This window comes from Rhizorhabdus sp. P4_G5 (genome assembly GCF_056401065.1).
Genome location: NZ_JBFUKB010000005.1, coordinates 322989 through 339659 on the forward strand (window position 1 = coordinate 322989; position 16671 = coordinate 339659).

At 61.7% G+C, this 16671-nt stretch carries 15 protein-coding genes; 4 read left to right on the top strand and 11 right to left on the bottom strand.

The window, feature by feature from the left end; all coding sequences use genetic code 11:
- Positions 1 to 23 precede the first annotated feature (23 nt).
- The 5 genes from AC1DQK_RS11350 to AC1DQK_RS11370 are packed head-to-tail and all read right to left on the bottom strand — an operon-like array spanning position 24 to position 4726.
- Positions 24 to 386, bottom strand: a complete 363-nt coding sequence (locus tag AC1DQK_RS11350) for an EthD domain-containing protein (protein ID WP_477870477.1) — start codon at positions 384 to 386, stop codon at positions 24 to 26.
- Positions 383 to 1450, bottom strand: a complete 1068-nt coding sequence (locus AC1DQK_RS11355) for a tartrate dehydrogenase (protein WP_477870479.1) — start codon at positions 1448 to 1450, stop codon at positions 383 to 385. The genes AC1DQK_RS11350 and AC1DQK_RS11355 overlap by 4 nt, the downstream gene beginning before the upstream one ends.
- Positions 1447 to 3099, bottom strand: a complete 1653-nt coding sequence (locus AC1DQK_RS11360) for an AMP-binding protein (RefSeq protein WP_477870482.1) — start codon at positions 3097 to 3099, stop codon at positions 1447 to 1449. The genes AC1DQK_RS11355 and AC1DQK_RS11360 overlap by 4 nt, the downstream gene beginning before the upstream one ends.
- Entirely contained in the window at positions 3096 to 3881 is a 786-nt protein-coding gene (locus AC1DQK_RS11365; RefSeq protein ID WP_477870484.1) for an SDR family NAD(P)-dependent oxidoreductase, read from the bottom strand. Before AC1DQK_RS11365 ends, AC1DQK_RS11360 begins: the two co-directional genes overlap by 4 nt.
- Positions 3878 to 4726, bottom strand: coding sequence for an alpha/beta fold hydrolase (locus tag AC1DQK_RS11370; RefSeq protein ID WP_477870486.1), 849 nt, complete (start codon positions 4724 to 4726; stop codon positions 3878 to 3880). Before AC1DQK_RS11370 ends, AC1DQK_RS11365 begins: the two co-directional genes overlap by 4 nt.
- Positions 4727 to 4889: 163 nt before the next feature.
- On the opposite strand from AC1DQK_RS11370, the gene AC1DQK_RS11375 reads away from it, so the two are divergent.
- The 3 genes from AC1DQK_RS11375 (at position 4890) to AC1DQK_RS11385 (ending at position 6819) form a co-directional block, all read left to right on the top strand.
- The gene (locus AC1DQK_RS11375) at positions 4890 to 5096 is read left to right on the top strand and encodes a nuclear transport factor 2 family protein (protein WP_477870488.1); all 207 of its coding nucleotides are present in this window, start codon (positions 4890 to 4892) and stop codon (positions 5094 to 5096) included.
- Between the two features lie 247 nt (positions 5097 to 5343).
- On the top strand, positions 5344 to 6366 hold the full coding sequence (locus tag AC1DQK_RS11380) for a pyridoxamine 5'-phosphate oxidase family protein (protein WP_477870490.1): 1023 nt from the start codon (positions 5344 to 5346) through the stop codon (positions 6364 to 6366).
- Positions 6367 to 6393: 27 nt separating this feature from the next.
- A complete protein-coding gene (locus AC1DQK_RS11385; protein WP_477870492.1) occupies positions 6394 to 6819 on the top strand; it encodes a nuclear transport factor 2 family protein in 426 nt (141 codons plus the stop codon).
- 305 nt (positions 6820 to 7124) lie between these two features.
- Here AC1DQK_RS11385 and AC1DQK_RS11390 read toward each other — a convergent pair whose 3' ends face one another.
- From AC1DQK_RS11390 to AC1DQK_RS11415, 6 genes are all read right to left on the bottom strand, one after another.
- The gene (locus AC1DQK_RS11390; protein ID WP_477870494.1) at positions 7125 to 7583 is read right to left on the bottom strand and encodes a nuclear transport factor 2 family protein; all 459 of its coding nucleotides are present in this window, start codon (positions 7581 to 7583) and stop codon (positions 7125 to 7127) included.
- Positions 7584 to 7765: 182 nt separating this feature from the next.
- Positions 7766 to 9292, bottom strand: a complete 1527-nt coding sequence (gene adh / locus AC1DQK_RS11395; protein WP_477870496.1) for an aldehyde dehydrogenase — start codon at positions 9290 to 9292, stop codon at positions 7766 to 7768.
- Between the two features lie 59 nt (positions 9293 to 9351).
- Positions 9352 to 10491 carry a serine hydrolase domain-containing protein gene (locus AC1DQK_RS11400; RefSeq protein ID WP_477870498.1) on the bottom strand — a complete coding sequence of 380 codons (1140 nt, stop codon included), beginning with the start codon at positions 10489 to 10491 and terminating at the stop codon, positions 9352 to 9354.
- 164 nt (positions 10492 to 10655) lie between these two features.
- Complete coding sequence (locus AC1DQK_RS11405) at positions 10656 to 12995, bottom strand: TonB-dependent receptor (RefSeq protein WP_477870500.1); 2340 nt, start codon at positions 12993 to 12995, stop codon at positions 10656 to 10658.
- Between the two features lie 117 nt (positions 12996 to 13112).
- Positions 13113 to 14489: an aminotransferase class III-fold pyridoxal phosphate-dependent enzyme gene (locus tag AC1DQK_RS11410; protein ID WP_477870502.1), complete on the bottom strand. Its 1377-nt coding sequence runs from the start codon at positions 14487 to 14489 to the stop codon at positions 13113 to 13115.
- Positions 14490 to 14538: 49 nt separating this feature from the next.
- Positions 14539 to 15756, bottom strand: a complete 1218-nt coding sequence (locus AC1DQK_RS11415) for an MFS transporter (RefSeq protein ID WP_477870504.1) — start codon at positions 15754 to 15756, stop codon at positions 14539 to 14541.
- Between the two features lie 160 nt (positions 15757 to 15916).
- On the opposite strand from AC1DQK_RS11415, the gene AC1DQK_RS11420 reads away from it, so the two are divergent.
- On the top strand, positions 15917 to 16567 hold the full coding sequence (locus tag AC1DQK_RS11420) for a TetR/AcrR family transcriptional regulator (protein ID WP_477870506.1): 651 nt from the start codon (positions 15917 to 15919) through the stop codon (positions 16565 to 16567).
- The last annotated feature ends 104 nt before the right edge of the window (positions 16568 to 16671 follow it).

The following is a 16671-nucleotide window of genomic DNA, read 5'->3' on the forward strand; positions in this document are numbered from 1 at the left end:
CCTCAATCGGACGAGCGCGAGGCCTAGGCGGTGCGTTCGTCGACCACCACAATTCTTATGCCCGCCGGGTCGAACAAATAGCTCTGGTCCGCATTGATCCGATCGGAAACCGACGGATGGGAAGCCAGGCTCATGGCGTGGTCGAACGCTGCCTGACTGGCGTAGGTCAGTTCGGTGATCACATCGACGTCTGCAATCGTCTCGGGCAAGAAATTGCGGCGGTAATCCACAAGACCGGGTGTCACTTCCCGGATCAGCGGCACATGATTGGCTTCGTACCATGCTACGAATTCGGCCCGCGGGAGATCGCTTCGCTTTTTCAGAAATGCAACCAGCTTTACCGTCATTCCAGTCCTCTCCAGGTCGCGCTGCGAATGCCGCGTCATCCCCGGGCTGGGATCGCCTCAGCAATCGCCTTGCCCATCGCCGTGGTCGACCCGCTTCCGCCGAGATCCGGCGTGAGACACTGCCCGGCGACAAGTGCATCGCCCACGGCCTTGAGGATGGCTGCGCCAGCCTCGCCTTCGCCCAGATGATCGAGCATCATCGCGCCGGCCCAGATCTGGCCGATCGGATTGGCGATACCGCGCCCGGCGATGTCCGGTGCCGAACCGTGGACGGGCTCGAACATCGAAGGGTGACGCCGTTCGGGGTTGAGGTTGGCCGAAGGTGCGACCGCGATGGTTCCGGTGCAGCCCGGCCCGAGGTCGGACAGGATGTCGCCGAACAGGTTGGAGCCGACGACGACGTCGAACTGTTCGGGCTTCATCACGAAGCGGGCTGCCATGATGTCGATGTGATGGCTGTCGGTGCGAACATCCGGATACTGCGTCGCCATGGCATCGAAGCATTCATCCCAGAACGGCATCGAGTAGAACAGGCCGTTCGACTTCGTCGCCGACGAGACGTGCGGCCGGCCGAGTTTCCGAGCGAGCTCGAACGCATAGCGCAGGATGCGATCCGTACCGCGCCGCGTGAACAGCGCCGTCTGGATGACCGATTCATTCTCGCCGCTGCCGCTACGTCCGCCAAGGCGCGAATATTCGCCCTCGGTGTTCTCCCGCACCACCCAGAAGTCGACATCACCCGGCTTCTTGTTCTTGAGCGGGCAGTCGATCCCCGGCAGCAAGCGGACGGGCCGCAGGTTCACATACTGGTCAAATTCGCGCCGGATCGGGATCAGCAGACCCCATAAGGAGATATGGTCGGGAACGCCGGGATAGCCCACCGCGCCCAGATAGATCGCGTCATGCTGTGAAAGCTGCGCGATGCCGTCCTCGGGCATCATGGCGCCGGTCGCGTGATAGGTTTCGCAGCTCCAGTCGAAGTGTTTCCAGTCCAGGGCGAAGCCGAAGATCTCGGCCGCTTTGGTCAAGACGCGAATTCCTTCCGGCATCACTTCCTTGCCGATACCGTCTCCAGGTATAACGGCGACAGTGTAGCGCTTCACGCGGCTCCCCCCTGTTCGTCTTCAGCGAGGATTTCCTCGCGCAATTGATGTTTGAGCACCTTGCCCGTGGCATTACGGGGGAAATCGCTGCGGATTACCACGCGCTCCGGATATTTCAGCTTGGCAACGCCGTGGCCTTCGAGAAACACCGCGAAGTCCTTCACCGTAGGATCCGCGTTCGCGGCCGGAACGACGAAGGCGCAGGCCAGTTCGCCGGTGCGCGGGCTCGGCAGGCCAACCACGGACACTTCGGTCACCTCGGGATGCAGGATCAGGAGATCCTCGATTTCCTTGGGGCTGATGTTTTCCCCGTTGCGGATGATGATGTCCTTCTGCCGCCCGGTGATGACGACATACTCCTCATCCACGATGCGGCCGAGATCGCCCATGCGGAAAAACCCGCGTTCGTCGAATGCGCCGACTTCGTCCTCGGGGTTGTAATAGCCGACGAGCATCTGCGGCGCCCAGGCGAGGAGCTCGCCGTTGCCCTCGGCGTCGGGGCTCTCGATCGCAATCGTTCCGACGCCGACCCTGCCATCCGTGAAGGCTGCATGGTCGCTGTCGCCGGGTTCTACCGACCCGACCGTGATGGTGGGCACTTCGGTCGATCCATAGACGCGGGTGGCGATGCAGTTCTCGAACCAGTCGCTCGCTTCGCGGATCAGCGATGGCGGGACCGATGCGCCCCCGCAGATGAAGATCCTGAGGCTCGGCAGGCGGCGATCCGACTTGCGGCAGGCGTCGAGCAAATGCTGGAGGAAAGGCGTTGCCCCGGCCATGTGGGTGCAGCCTTCGTGTTCGATCAGCGCGGCTGCGGCCTCGCCGTCCCACTGTTCCATCAACACCGCGCTCGTCCGGTAGAGCAGTGGCAGTTCAAACGCGTAGAGCGAACCGCCGATGTGGCTGACCGGCGAGGCGACCAGGTATCGGGCATCCTGCCCCCGGTTCCAGTGACGGTGGATCTGGACGATATCGGCATTGATCGTGTTGTGCGTGTGGACCACGCCCTTCGGCCGCCCGGTCGTCCCCGACGTATATAGGATCATCCGAACCGCGTCGGGATCGACCGGGTCGAAACCGGCATCGTCTCCACCTTCGGCCAGCAGTGCGTCATAGCCAAGGTGAGGACCGGCAGGCCCGCGCAGCACGACGACCACAGGCGGCGAAGCCATCTGCCCGCACACGTCGGACATCATTTTTCCGTAATCAGTGCCGCGGAAGCTGGCAGGGACGAAGATCGCGCGGCTCTTGCAGTCCGCCAGCATGAACAGCAGTTCCGCGCTGCGGAAGTTGGTCACCAGCGGGTGGCTGACCGCACCGACGAGCGCGGTTGCAAGATAGACCACACAGGCCTCGTGCCAATTGGGCAGCATGAAGGAGACAACGTCGCCCTTGCCGATGCCTCGTTGACGCAGGGCGTCGGCGAGGCGACTGGCCGAAGCATATACATCCGCCGCCGTCAGCCGAACTTCGCCGTCAATCAGCAGGACGCGAGCAGGCTCCTCCGCGGCCAATTGTGCGGCTGCCTCGCCGATCGTGGTATCGAGCCACCAGCCGCCCTTGCGCGCATGTTCGGCCCGGCGCGCATCGTGGCGCACGGACCAGCCATCCACAACACGTCGCTCCACCTCGGAGGCGGTGGTCGTCATGGCTTCACCCGCTCGACAAGGCGAGCTTCTTCGCTGAGATACTTGGTTGTTGTCCAGCCGCCATCAACGGCCAGCACCTGCCCGTTGATGAAGCCTGCCTGGTCGGACAGGAGGAACCAGATGGCTTCGGCGATGTCCTGTGCGGTGCACGTCCGGTTCATCGGCGTCATCTCGAAATTCATGCGCTTGAAGACTTCGTTTTCCCAGTTGTACCGGGTCATCGGGGTTTCAGTCACGCCCGGAGCAACGGCGTTGGTGCGGATGCCCTCGGGCCCATATTGTGCAGCCATGTGCAGTGTCAGGCCATTGAGTCCGGCCTTGGCTGCCGAATAGGCTCCGCCGCGCAAACCGCCCAGGATCGAGTATGTCGAGGTCACGTTGACGATCGCCGAACCTGCCTTCATCGCCGTCAGTGCTTCCCGGCAATAGCGGAATGGTGCTCGCAGCAGCACGTCGAGATAGTCGTCGAGGATCTCGTCCGTCGACTCATGGACGGGGAAGGGCTTGCCCTTGCCAGCATTGTTAACAAGGTAATCGAGCCGGCCGAACTGCTCGATCGCGAGCGCGACCGAAGCTGCGGGAGTCTCGTCTGCTGTCACGTCGGCCACGTGCGGTGCAACCAGTGTTGCCCCGAGTTCGCCCTGCAGTTCTTCGAGCGTGTCGCGCGTACGGCCGACCGCAACCACCCGGACGCCATTGGCCACAAGAACCTGCGCAGTCGCGCGACCGATGCCGGTGCCCGCGCCCGTCAGGATCGCAACTTTGCCTTCGTGCTGGTTCATGCTGCCGTTTCCCCGAGAAATTTGATGCACTGGGCGTTGAAGTCATCCTTTTGTTCGATCATGTACCAATGGCCGCAATTGCTGGCGATCACCAGCCGGGCATCCTTGGCCCGTTCGGTCAGTACTAGGCCATGGCTTTGCGGGATGAACTTGTCCTTGGCACCCCAGAAGCACAGGATCGGGCAGGCAATTTCGGCAATGCGATCGGCATGGTTGCCAGTGCGCATTCGCGTCCAGACTTCGCTCGGCTGGCTCAGAGCAATGCCGAAGCGCTCCTGCACGGCATCCTCGGACAGCGAGGCGGGGCTGCTGACCAGATAGCTCAGGAGCTTGCGGAAGGTCGGAAGATCGGTTGGCCGTTCGGTTACCCATGTGAACATGGCATGGAGGCCGACCTGGAAGGGGATATAAGTGCTGCCATCAGCGAGGCCTCCGGGCGCCATGAGGATCAGGCGAGAAACGAGGCCCGGATAGGCCAGGGTATAGGCGGTGGCGAGCAGCCCGCCGAGCGAGTTGCCAACGGGCACGACCTGCGTGATGCCAAGCCCTGTCACGAGTTCGTGCAGTTGCTGAACATAGAATTCGGTCGAATAATCGATATCGGTCGGCTTGGATGAATAGCCGTAGCCGGGATAGTCGATCACCAGGCAGTGATGGCCCGCATCCGCGAAAGCCGGGTAGTTTAGCTTGAAGTTGCTATACCCGCTCGCGCCGGGGCCGCTACCGTGCAGAAAGAGAATGCTCGGCCTGTCTGATGAGCGCACGCCAGCCTCGTGATAGTGGATCGAATAACCACTCGGGGTCTGAAAGTATTTCCCCTCGGGTATCGGTCGTGCAGAATCCACGGCTTTCTCTCCTTAAGCACTCTGGCTGGATCGATACGTCAGCCGGGTATAGTCGCATCGTCCATGTGAACTAGGACAGGGCGCATCGCCCCCCTTATCGTCCTGTGCGAAACTGCCAGGCGCCAGGCGCCGGTTGGAACGGAGAGAATGTGGAAGGCAGAATGTGGAAGACAGGCTGCGCTTGAATGCAGAAGATCGAAATGCCTTGCTCGATCTCAAGGCACGGTACTTCCGCTACGTGGACACAAAGGACTGGAACCTCTTCGCGTCGTTGTTCGCCGCAGATGCGACGGGCGGCCGATCGATGACTTGCCGGGAATTTCGTTCGATGGAGCGGTCGGCGTGCGGGATGGCGTGTCCCGGGCGATGAACGATGTCGTTTCGGTGCATCACGGCTTCACCCCGAATTGGAGATGGTCTCGGCGGACGAGGCGAGCGGCATCTGGCCTATGGAAGACCGCCTCTGGTTCGGCGGCACCGGGCCTGATAGTGCATGGTTTCGGCCACTATCACGAATGTTATACGCGCATCGAGGGCCATTGGCGGTTCAGAAGCGTCGAGCTTCATCGTCTGCGGGTCGAGACGCGAAACGCAAACCCGGCGCTACCGGAGAATAGATGATGACCCCGATTCAATCTCTGCCCGAAAACGTTATCCGCGTGATCGAAGGCGCACCGTTTACCGAATATGCGACAGTCAGCGCTGCTGCCGTTCCGATCAACACCCCGACTTATGTGTTCCCAAGCGATGACCTCGGGGTCCTGGCATTGGCGACCGGCCTGGCATATCCGGCCAAGGCGGAACGGGCGCGCCGCAACCCACGGGTAGGACTGCTGCTGGAAGGCGGTGCCAATGAGCCGGTGGTCTCGATTCGGGGCAGGGCAGCGGTCCGCGATGCCGACCTGGCGAACAATGCGCGCCGATACATTTCGGAGACCGGATTCGAAGGCATCAGTTACGGCTTGTCGTGGAGAGAGGCGCGCAAGGCGGTGTGGTACTGGACCCGCGTCATTGTCGAGGTCACTCCCCAACTCATCATGTGGTGGGACAATCCAGCCGCTATGGATGAAGCACCGAACGTCTGGATAGCTCCGGACGGATTTGTCTTCCCGCAATCCGATCCGGCTCCTGTCGGAAAGCCATCTGCCGCCCCAAGCTGGCCCCAGCGCCCATGGCAGGAGATCGCTCAGGATGGTCTTGGGCGTGGGGTGCTTCCCCATCTTACCCTGTGCGACGACGACGGCTATCCGCTACCCATTCGGCTGCGCAGCTGCGAACTCGTCGGTGATCGTTTCAAGCTGCGGCTGCCGCGTTGGACGCCTTGGAGCCTGCAGGGCAAGGCGCACCTGTCCTACATCGGGCTGGAGTGTTTTGTCGGCGATCTGGACGTTGAAGGCGATAACGTCTGGTTCAAGGTCGAGCGTGCACTTCCGCAGTTGCCGAGCATGATGGACCCCAAGTTGGTGCTAAGTCCTACCGAGGATCTCAGGCAGACCTTCATGACGCGCCTGACGGAAGAAGTCGCCCGGCGGAGCCAGTCGATCCCGACACTCCCGGAGGAAGTGCCCACGCCGACCCGGCTCGCACGGCATCGGTTCGCGAAATTCGGTTCTGGCGCGAAGGCCGAAGGGTCGAACTGATTGAACCAAGGCGAGCGAGAGGTCGAGATGGAGAGCAAGGATTACATCGAAATCTGCAACCTGATGGGCCGCTATGGTCATATCATGGACGAATGCTCGCAGATCGACGGGCAGTGGGAACGGCTCGGGGAAGTTTTCACGGCCGATGTCCAGTTCGACATCACCTCGTTCGGGGGCCCGATGCTCGACGGACTGCAGGCGCTCATCGACATGTGGGCCGGATCCGTCCACCCGTGGGGCCACCACGTTACGAACGCGGTCATCGAAGCCGACGGCGCCAATGGCGCGACCTGCGATACGAAGCTGATCATCGTCACGCCCGATGGCCGGGCGACGTCCGGCATATACCGCGATCGTCTGGTGAGGACTCCGGATGGCTGGCGGATCAACCATCGCTACTGCAGCCTGCGCTTCCCCGATGCGAGCGTCCCGTTGCCGCTGCCGTGGCGCTGAACGGCGCAACGGCTGAATTGGAGCCCGTCGGCATGAGGTAGGCGACATGGATCTTGGAATTGCTGGACGGCGCGCATTCGTGGCCGGATCGACGACCGCAATGGGTGCGGAGATCGCAAAACATCTCGCGGCCGAATGCGTGGAAGTCGTCCATGGCGCAATGCTGCATCCGCTGAAGCCGTCGTCGGCCCAATCCGGGAAAGGGCGCCTTGGCTGAGGGGAAGGAAACTGGCTCGCCCCTGCGCGGTCCTCACTAGACTAGCGGGCCGTGTCCCGTCGCCATAGCCGGACGCCTCCGGACTGCGTCAGTCCGCCTTGGCGATATCCAGCAGCCGCCCCGGCACATTATGGTCATAGCAGGCGATCTCGCTCCGCTCGGCGATGCGCCAGCCGTGCTGCGTGCGGACATGCCGATCGACATACCAGAGCCCCAGGAACATCACCTGGCGCGTGCCGTCGGCCAGTTCGATCTCCATCGGATTGAAGCAGACGGTGCGGCTGGTCGCGCTGTCGCCGTCCAGCTTGATGTCGGCATTCGAGATCATGTGATAATAGTTCGGAAAGCATCCGAGGCTGGTCTTCAGATATTCCTTGATCTGCGGATAGCAGCCCTTCGCGCCGCCCAGCGCCGAATAGTCTATGAACGCGTCCGGCAGGAAAACGTGGTCGAGATCGTCGAACCGCTTGGCGTCGATCGCGGTGCTGTAGTCGATCATCAACTGCTGAATTTCCATGCGATCGGAAATCTCCTCGAGAGTCATCATGCCCGTCTCCGCCGGTGGTCGATACCGCAAGAGCTTGAAGCAGTTTTTTGCTAGGAAGCAAATCCCCGCTGATCTGCCCCCACCGAGTCGACTATCGACATTCCAAAGCGTTTTGCGAAACCATGCCCGTACTGCGGACGCCGTCCCAGCAACACTCCAAACCACAATCTGCCAAAGCAGTGCTAGAAGAAGCCGAGCTTCTTGGGACTGTAACTGACAAGCATGTTCTTGGTCTGCTGGTAGTGATCCAGCATCATCTTGTGCGTCTCGCGCCCGATGCCGGAGCTTTTGTAGCCACCGAAAGCCGCGTGGGCGGGGTAGGCATGATAGCAATTCGTCCAGACCCGCCCGGCCTTGATCGCTCGGCCGAACCGGTAGCAGGTATTGACGTCGCGGCTCCAGATTCCCGCCCCGAGGCCGTATGGCGTATCGTTGGCGATCTCCAGCGCTTCGCTTTCGTCCTTGAAGGTGGTGACAGCGAGCACGGGGCCAAAAATCTCCTCCTGAAAGATCCGCATTTTGTTATGGCCCCTGAACACCGTCGGCTTCACGTAGTAGCCTCCAGCCAGATCCCCGCCAAAATCCGCAACGCACCCGCCGATGAGGAGATCGGCGCCTTCCTGCTTGCCGATGTCGATATAGGACAGGATCTTATCGCGTTGTTCCTGCGATGCCTGTGCGCCGATCATTGTTGCGGGATCGAGCGGATTGCCCTGCCGGATCGCCGCGACGCGTTGCAACGCCCGCTCCATGAACCGGTCATAGATCTTCTCGGAGACGAGAGCGCGGCTGGGCGCGGTGCAGACCTCTCCCTGGTTCAGCGCGAACATGACGAAGCCTTCGACGGCCTTGTCGAGGAAATCGTCATCCTCCGCGAGGACATCGGAAAAGAAGATGTTGGGAGACTTCCCGCCGAGTTCGAGCGTCACCGGGATGAGGTTCGCGCTGGCATATTGCATGATGAGGCGGCCGGTCGTCGTCTCGCCGGTGAAGGCCACTTTCGCGATCCGGCTTGACGACGCCAGCGGCTGGCCGGCCTCCAATCCAAAGCCGTTGACGATGTTCAGGACGCCGGGCGGCAGCAGATCTCCCACCAGATCGATCCATACCATGATGGAGGCAGGCGTCTGTTCTGCCGGCTTGAGGACGACACAGTTGCCCGCAACCAGAGCCGGGGCGAGCTTCCAGGCAGCCATGAGCAGCGGAAAGTTCCAGGGAATGATCTGACCTACGACACCCAGCGGCTCGTGAAAGTGGTAGGCGACGGTATCGTGATCGATCTCGCTGATCGAACCTTCCTGCGCCCGGATCACGCCCGCGAAGTAGCGGAAATGGTCGATAGCGAGCGGGATATCGGCCGCCATCGACTCCCGGATCGGCTTGCCGTTGTCCCAGGTCTCGGCCCTCGCGAGCGTTTCCAGATTCGCTTCCATGCGATCGGCAATGCGCAGCAGGATCCGGGAGCGTTCCGCAGGCGGTGTCCGTGCCCATGCCTCCTGCGCCTGATGCGCCGCATCGAGCGCCGCCTCAATGTCCACCGCCTGAGAGCGGGCAATCTCGCCAACGATCCGGCCAGTAATCGGCGAGACGTTCTCGAAATAGCGCCCATTCTTCGGTGCGACCCATTTGCCACCGATAAAGTTGTCGTACCTAGCCGCGAACGGAGCAGCGGGAGTTTGAACATTGGGGTTTTCTGCCAAGGCGTTCATGACTCATCCTCTTCCAGTTTGTTTTTTCCGCGCCATTGCAGCGGCTGATCGTTTGCCCGTCAGGCGATCGACGCGGCAATCTCGTTGAACAAGGCGAAATGCTCGATTTCCTCGGCTTCGCTCTGGGCCATGTCGATGCCGTAAAGCGGATTAGCCGAGGTCTTGGCTATGATCACGTCTCGCTGCGGATCGATCCAGATGAACTGATTGTAGACGCCAATCGCGGTGTAGGGGCCGCGGTCGTCGGGCAGCCACCACTGGTATCCATAGCCCAGCGGCGACGACGCATTGGTGCGCTTGCCCGGCACGAGATGCGGAGCCATCGCCGTGCTGCAGCCCTCGATCCAGCCTTCGGGCAACAACTGCTGCCCGCCGATTACGCCCCCGTTGGCATAGAGCAGGCCCAGCTTGGCATAGTCGCGCAGCGTCGCGTTGAGCCCGGCCGCGGCAAATTCCATGCCCTGCGAATCGAGGATCCAGAACGCATCGTCTTCCATGCCCAGCGGATGCCAAAGCTCCTGCTCCAGATACTGCGACAGCTGCATCCCCGTGGCGGCCCGCAGGACCATCCCGAGCACATGGGTGTCGCAGCTGTTGTAGCAGTTATACGTGCCCGGCGCGTGGTTGCGGAGGAGCGAACGGGCGACCGCGTCAAAGGATCCGTCGCCGCGAAAGGCATTGTCGAAGCGCGAGACATCGGAATCGGGATCGGAATAATCCTCGTTCCAACGCACCCCGGAGGACATCTGCAACACGTCGCGGATCGAAACCCCGCCATAGCCCGACCCGGCCAGTGCCGGGACATAGCGATCGACGGAATCTTCAAGCGAGGCGACCAGCCGGTCGCGCAGGGCGCAGGCGACGAGCGTCGCTACGAACGATTTGACGACCGAGAACGACATGGTCTGCGTCGAGGCGGTCGTGCCGTTCCAGTAGCCTTCGAACACTGCCTGCCCCCGATGCACCACCAGCATGCCGGTGGTGGCGACCTTGTCGAGGAATGCGGCGGTGTCGCGCGGGGTGCCTTCGTACACGAAACGTTCGGGCAGGGAAATCCGCGTCGGGCCGACCGGGATCGGCCGCGCAACGGACGGTGCGCTGACCCTGCGCGTGGGGAAGATGCGCGCCATGTTGCGGAACGTTTCGATCTGGTCGTCGCCGCGAAACAGCACCACTTCATCGGGGGTCTTGACTGGCATTCGTTTACTCCAGGGGGCGTGCAGCATGATGCGACCGCCAGGCATGGGGAGGAGCGGTGCGGAGGGGGACGTGCGGCGCACCGCCGTCCCATCCCACCGCTCCGTGTTCGGCAATCAGGCCTCTCCCGCGGCAGAAAGCGCACGCGGGGAAAGCCGCCTGCCGCTTACCACCGTTTGGATAGCGAAACGCCGAAGCTGCGCGGCTCGCCGTAGATCTGATAGTAACTTCCCAGGCCGTCGCCGTTCTTGTCAATCACATAGGCCTTATCGAACAGGTTCTTGACCCACAGCCCCAGGGTCGCGCCCAGGCTGTTCGAAGTGACCGAGACCTGCGCGTTGGCAACACCATAACCCGCGATGCCGCGCAGGGCCTGGTCCACCGGCGTAAGGGGGCGAACAAGGGCCGAACGATAGTTGTAATCCGCGTCGATGTTGGCATCGAGATCGTCCGTCAGGCCGAATTCGTAGGACGCATTGGCTGTCGCGCTCCAGGTCGGCGCATAGTCGATCGGCAGGCCTGTCCACGGGATCGCCTGTTGATCGAAGGTGAAGAACAGAACATTGCTCTTGTTGACCTTGGCCTTCAGATACCCGACCGATCCGCCGACGCTTAATCCGCGCACCGGGCGCAGCGTGGCGTCCAGTTCCGCGCCCAGGTGGTATCCGTTGCCGACATTGGCCAGGCGGAAGACGAACTGTCCGGGCGTGAGCGTGCTGGGTAGCGTGGTGAAGGCCTGGATGTCCTTGTGGTCATAATAGAACACGGCCCCATTCACCTGCAGCTTGCGATCGAACCAAGCTGACTTGAACCCGCCTTCGTAAGCCCAGATGATCTCTTCCTTGTACGGGGTCACGTCTTCCGTGGTTTGGGGGAAGCCCCCGAAGACTCCGCCCGACTTGTACCCGCGCGATACGGTTGCGTAGAGCATCTTGCCGGAGGTCGGCTTCCAGGTGAGCGTGGCCTTCCCGGTCAGGTGGTCGCCCAGCCGGTAGGTGCTGGACAGGTTTTCCAGCAGCGGAAACCCGATTGTGGCGAACCCGTCCTGGCCGTCGCGATAATTGGTCTTCTCGTCAGAATAGCGCAGCGATCCGGTCAAGGTCAGTCGCGGGGTCAGGTCATAGTCGAACTGTCCATAGAGCCCCAGATATTCGGTGGTTTGTCGGTAGGAAACGTTCAGAAACGCGTCCTGGGGCGCCAGCGGAATGAACGAGAACCCGGCCTGAACATATGCATTGTCCGACCAGTCGAACAGCTTCCGGTCCCTGATATCGACGTGCGAATACTGCAGTCCGGCAATCCAGCGGAGCGGTTTGCTACTGTCGGATTCCAGGCGGATTTCCTGGCCGATGCTCTCCAGCTCGGCTGCTTCCATCCAGCCGCCCAGATTGAGTTCCGATGCATCGTAATCATAGGTAAAGCCGAAATCGAAATGGTCAAAGCTGGTGATCGACGTGAGCTTCGCAGGCCCGAAATCATAGGAGACGCGTAAGGTGCCCCCCCACTCCTCGTTATCCAGCCGGTCGATCGGCTGCGAGGTCACGGTGCGCCCGTCCTTCGATTGGCTGGCCGGAGACAGCGAACCCGGATCGATGACCTGGGACAGCGTTCCGCAGGACGAGTTATCAAGCCTTCCCGCCAGCACTCCCGGGCAGAACACCAAGCCGCCTAGCGTGCTCGACGACAGATCATAAGCTCCGTTGGCGCTGACCAACGGCGTTTCCGACTTGTCGCGCATATATTGCAGCTTGAGTTGGACATCCAGACCATTGCCCGGGTCGGCATGAAAGACCGCGCGCGCCGCGGTGCGATCCGGATTGCCCCATTTGCTGTTGTCCGCGAGGCTCGTTTGCCACCCATCGCCAAAGCTGCCGTCATGGAAAGCGGCCAGGCGTAACGCGGCGCCGCCGCCCAATGAGACAGTCTGCCCGCCTTCGATCCGGTAGCGGTTCCAACTGCCGTAGTTGGCGGTGATGTATCCGTCGCGATCCCCATCGTTGGGTACGTTGCCGATGATCTGCACCGCCCCGCCCAGTGCGTTGCGTCCATAGAGACCGCTCTGCGGCCCCTTCAGCACTTCAACCCGCTTCAAGTCGAAGATACCCGCGGCGCCCATGACCAGCGAGGGCTGGTAGACATCATCGACATAGACTGCCGTCGATGGGTTATTATTGATGTTGTAATCGAACAGAGCCACGCCGCGGATGGTCCAGTTGGGTTGGCTAGCACCCTTGCTTTCAAAGACCTGCGTATTGCTGACCGAGCTGCCGATTTGATCGATCGTGAGGATGCTGCGCTGCGCCAGCGCCTGGCCGCTGAAGACCTGCATCGCGATGGGCACGTTCTGGACGTTTTCTGCGCGCTTCTGTGCCGTCACGACGATTTCCCCGCCCTCGGCGCCGGCGCCGTTCGCGGCCTGGCTGTCGGGAGCGGGCGTCAATGCTTGCGCATCAACGCGCGATTGTCCGACGAATGCACTTGCTGCCGCAGTCGCCAGAAGCAACATCCGGAAAAGACCCTTATCCGTGCCTGAATTCGTTGATGGTTTTGTTATGATCATGTCAATCCCTGTCCCGTAAGAGGAGAACAAAATCAATATTAACACATTATATTTTATCTCTTTTCAGGTTTGCAGTTCTGTCAAAAATTCACGCATGAGCTGCACGTATCCGTCAATTTCATCTTTGTTATGCGAAAAGGACGCTTGCGGACCCGCGCTGACGATGCAGTCCCAGTACCCCCGGTTCGCCATGAAAACGCGGCGGGCATCCAGCATGTCGAGGTCCATCGAGAGACGCGCTTCGGCATAGTTGCGCGGCAGTTCGGGCGTCAGGCAAAGGCCGGAGCGCGGCCCGATCCGGAACGCGCGGCACGGCAGGTCCAGATCGCCGCAAATCGCATCGATGCCATCAGCCATGTGTGCCCCAAGTTCGGATATCCGAGCGAATGCTTCCTCTGTCAGCACATGTTCCAGCACGGCGCGCGCGCAGGCCATCGACAGCGCATTGCCGTACAGCGTGCCGCCAAGACCGATACCGGGCTTGCGGTGCAAGATGTCGAGATGCTTCTCGACGTGTTCGCCGATCGCCGCCGTCATGCCGTAGGCGGCGAAGGCGAGGCCCGATCCGAACCCCTTTCCGAGCGTGATGAAGTCGGACTCAAGTCCCCAGAGCCGGGTCAGGCCGCCATAAGCGAAGGAAAAGGTGTGCGATTCATCGATGCACAGCATCGTGCCGGTTTCCGCCGTAATCCGCCGCAGGCCTTCCAGATAGCCAGGATCGGGCAGCACCAGGCTGCAGTTGGTGAGGGCCGGTTCGGTGAGGACCAGCGCGACCTCGCGGGATTCCAGCGCGGCCGCGAGGGCATCAAGGTCGTTGAACGGCAGAATGATGGTGTCTTCCGCCCGGCGTCCGGAAAGGCCCTGGTATTCCGGCACCACGCGGTCGCCATCGATCTTGACGAGCGTTTCCTCGATATGGCCGTGGTACTTGCCTTCGAAGACCACCAGCTTTCGCCGCCCGGTGATGTGCCGGGCGATGCGCATGATCTCCGTGTTGGCGCCCGACGCGGCCAGCGTGAATTGCCAGAACGGCAGCCCCATCAGGTCCCCAAGCAATTCGGCGGAGGCTGCGGCATCTTCGGTGGGCAACAGGTAATGCGCGCCGTTGCGAAACTGGCGAACCATCGCCTTCTCGACGGCCGGAATACCATAGCCCAGTGTGGCCGAAAGGTCCGCCACGTTCATGTCGACGTACGCGTTGCCGTCCGCGTCGAAGAACCGCGATCCTTCCCCGCCCGAAACGTAGATCTGTGGATGCATGTAATAGCCGGCCATCCAGGACATCGGCGTTCCCGCCGGCATGACCTTGCGCGCGCGGCCCAGCAATTCCTTCGATCTTCCGGTGCGTGCCGAAAAGCGCTCCAATTCACGCTGATTCAACTGGCCAACGCGGGTCCGATCTGCCCTGTAAGCCGGGGTTCGCGCAAGCGTGGTCGACATCTCGTTCTCCTGTCAAATTAGGTCAGTCGCGGCTCCGGCGCGCCGATGCCTATTTCATTGTGGGCTCGACGGTATCCTCGGGACGGGGGGCGGGCGTGAAGGAGGCCGACGTCACGGCGACCAGGCCGCACAGCAGCAAGGCGGCACAGGCTAGCACTTCCGCCGCATGGGCTGCCGCCGCGACGGAACTGCCGTCGCCGATCAGTCCGGCGGCAAGTGCCGGGCCCAGGAAGCTCGACAGGATCTGCGCGCCGGGAATAAAGCGGGAGATCGTCGTGTCCCGGCCGTAAAAGGCCGTCATCGACATGAAATAGGCGACGCCGAGCGACCACCCCCCGCAGAAAAGCGTAAGACCGCCTTCGAACATGGCAATGCTACCGGCATGGGCGGCGGCGATGCCTCCCGCGAGCAGCATCGCACAAGCTAGCGCCGCCATGGGCAGCCGGCCCGGCCGGTCCCCGCACACCATGGCGAGGACCGCACACACACCTCCGCCGACCAACCCCAGGGGGATGCTGTTGGCGACCATGTCGGGATTGAGGCCCCGTTCGATGCCCAGGCGCGTGGCGTAGCTCCAGTACGCGAAGACGCTGGTCATGAACAACATCAAAGCAATCAGCGACAGGACGGCGGGCAAGGCGCTGCAGTTGCCGCCGGCCGGCGCTGCACCGGCAGCGGGATTGCTCGCGCGGTGCGGAGCGGTCCTCCGCAAGGAAAGGGCGGCGCAAAGGGCGAACCACAGCGCCATAGAGGCAATCGCGGGCGCGAGACCGACCCTGCCCGCCGTCCAAGTCAGCCCTGCGGCATAGATAACCGGAAACACGCTCTGGGCCAGGACAACGCCGCCAAAGGCGCGGCCTAGGTGCCGGGCGTTGCTAACCGCTCCGATTGCGGTTGAGTACAGCAGCCCCGCGCCGAGCCCGGACAGCCCCCGAAGCATCATCAGCATCGCGACGCCTGTGGCGGCTGGACTTGCCAGGTTCGCCGCGAGCGACAGCAGGGCGGCGGCAAGTGCCAGGCGCGGCCAACTGACGCGGGGGAGGATGAAGAGCGCAAGTGCGGTTCCGACGCCGACACCCATAAACTCGGCCGATAGAGTCCACCCCGCTTGTCCAACGGAGATATTGAAGTACTTTACGAACATATCGGCGAATATCGGCATTTCGCCGATCAATACGGTCGATGATCCCGCAACGATTATTGCAGATATAGTTGCTGATTCTGGTATTTTTATTCCCAGAAAATTGCATCTCGCCTTATCCATCATTGCGCCTTATCCTTCAGATGCAATGGAACAGATTATCAAATGCAACTCACCTGCATGACCGCGAGTCACGGCGTGACAAGTAACGACCCCCACATAATGCGAACAATTATTCGCGTTATGTGGGGGTCGTCAAGCGTTATTTTTTCACTAGAAGGCTCGCATGCACGATGACACCAAAGCGACGACGCGCAAGGCGATCGAATCGCGCCGCCGACCGACGCAGGCGCGCTCGCGCGAGATGGTTGCGCGGATCCTCGCGGCAGCCCGCGAGTTATTGCACGAACAGAGCTCCGCCAAGCTGACAACCATAGCGATTGCGCGGGTTGCGGGCATGTCCGTGGGTTCGCTCTATCAGTATTTCCCGAATAAGGAGGCGATCCTTCTCCATCTTGTGCAGGACTGGCTCGCGGATGTTCAGGATGCCATGAGCTTGTTTGCCACTAATTCGCGGCCAAGGAGGCGGGCGGAGGTCGAATCGACCTTGCACGAATTCCACGAGAAGCTCCGTGGCATCTATCTGGAGCGAGCTGACCTACTTCCGGCGGTTGACGCCATGGGCGACTCGGCCGCGCTCGCCGAGATTTATTGCGAGCACAACGAACGCATCACGCAATGCCTTGCCGCCTGGCTCAGTACGATCGACTCTGCGCTGCCGCCCGCCACCGCGCGAGATCTGGGACACCTGATGCTTCAGGTCGGGCACACCAGTCTGGCGGCCAGCCTCGGACACGATGCCGGCCTCGCTGATATTGTCTCGGACATCGATGCGATGCTGATGGCACTTATCTGCAGGCACCTGTCACTGGGCTAAAGGGCATTGTCAGGCCAAATGCACCGCTGGTGACGTTGCCGGCGTGGGATAGGGTAGGGCCATGCCTCGCGCCCGCAAACCCCGTTCCGCTGCTTCAACTCTTC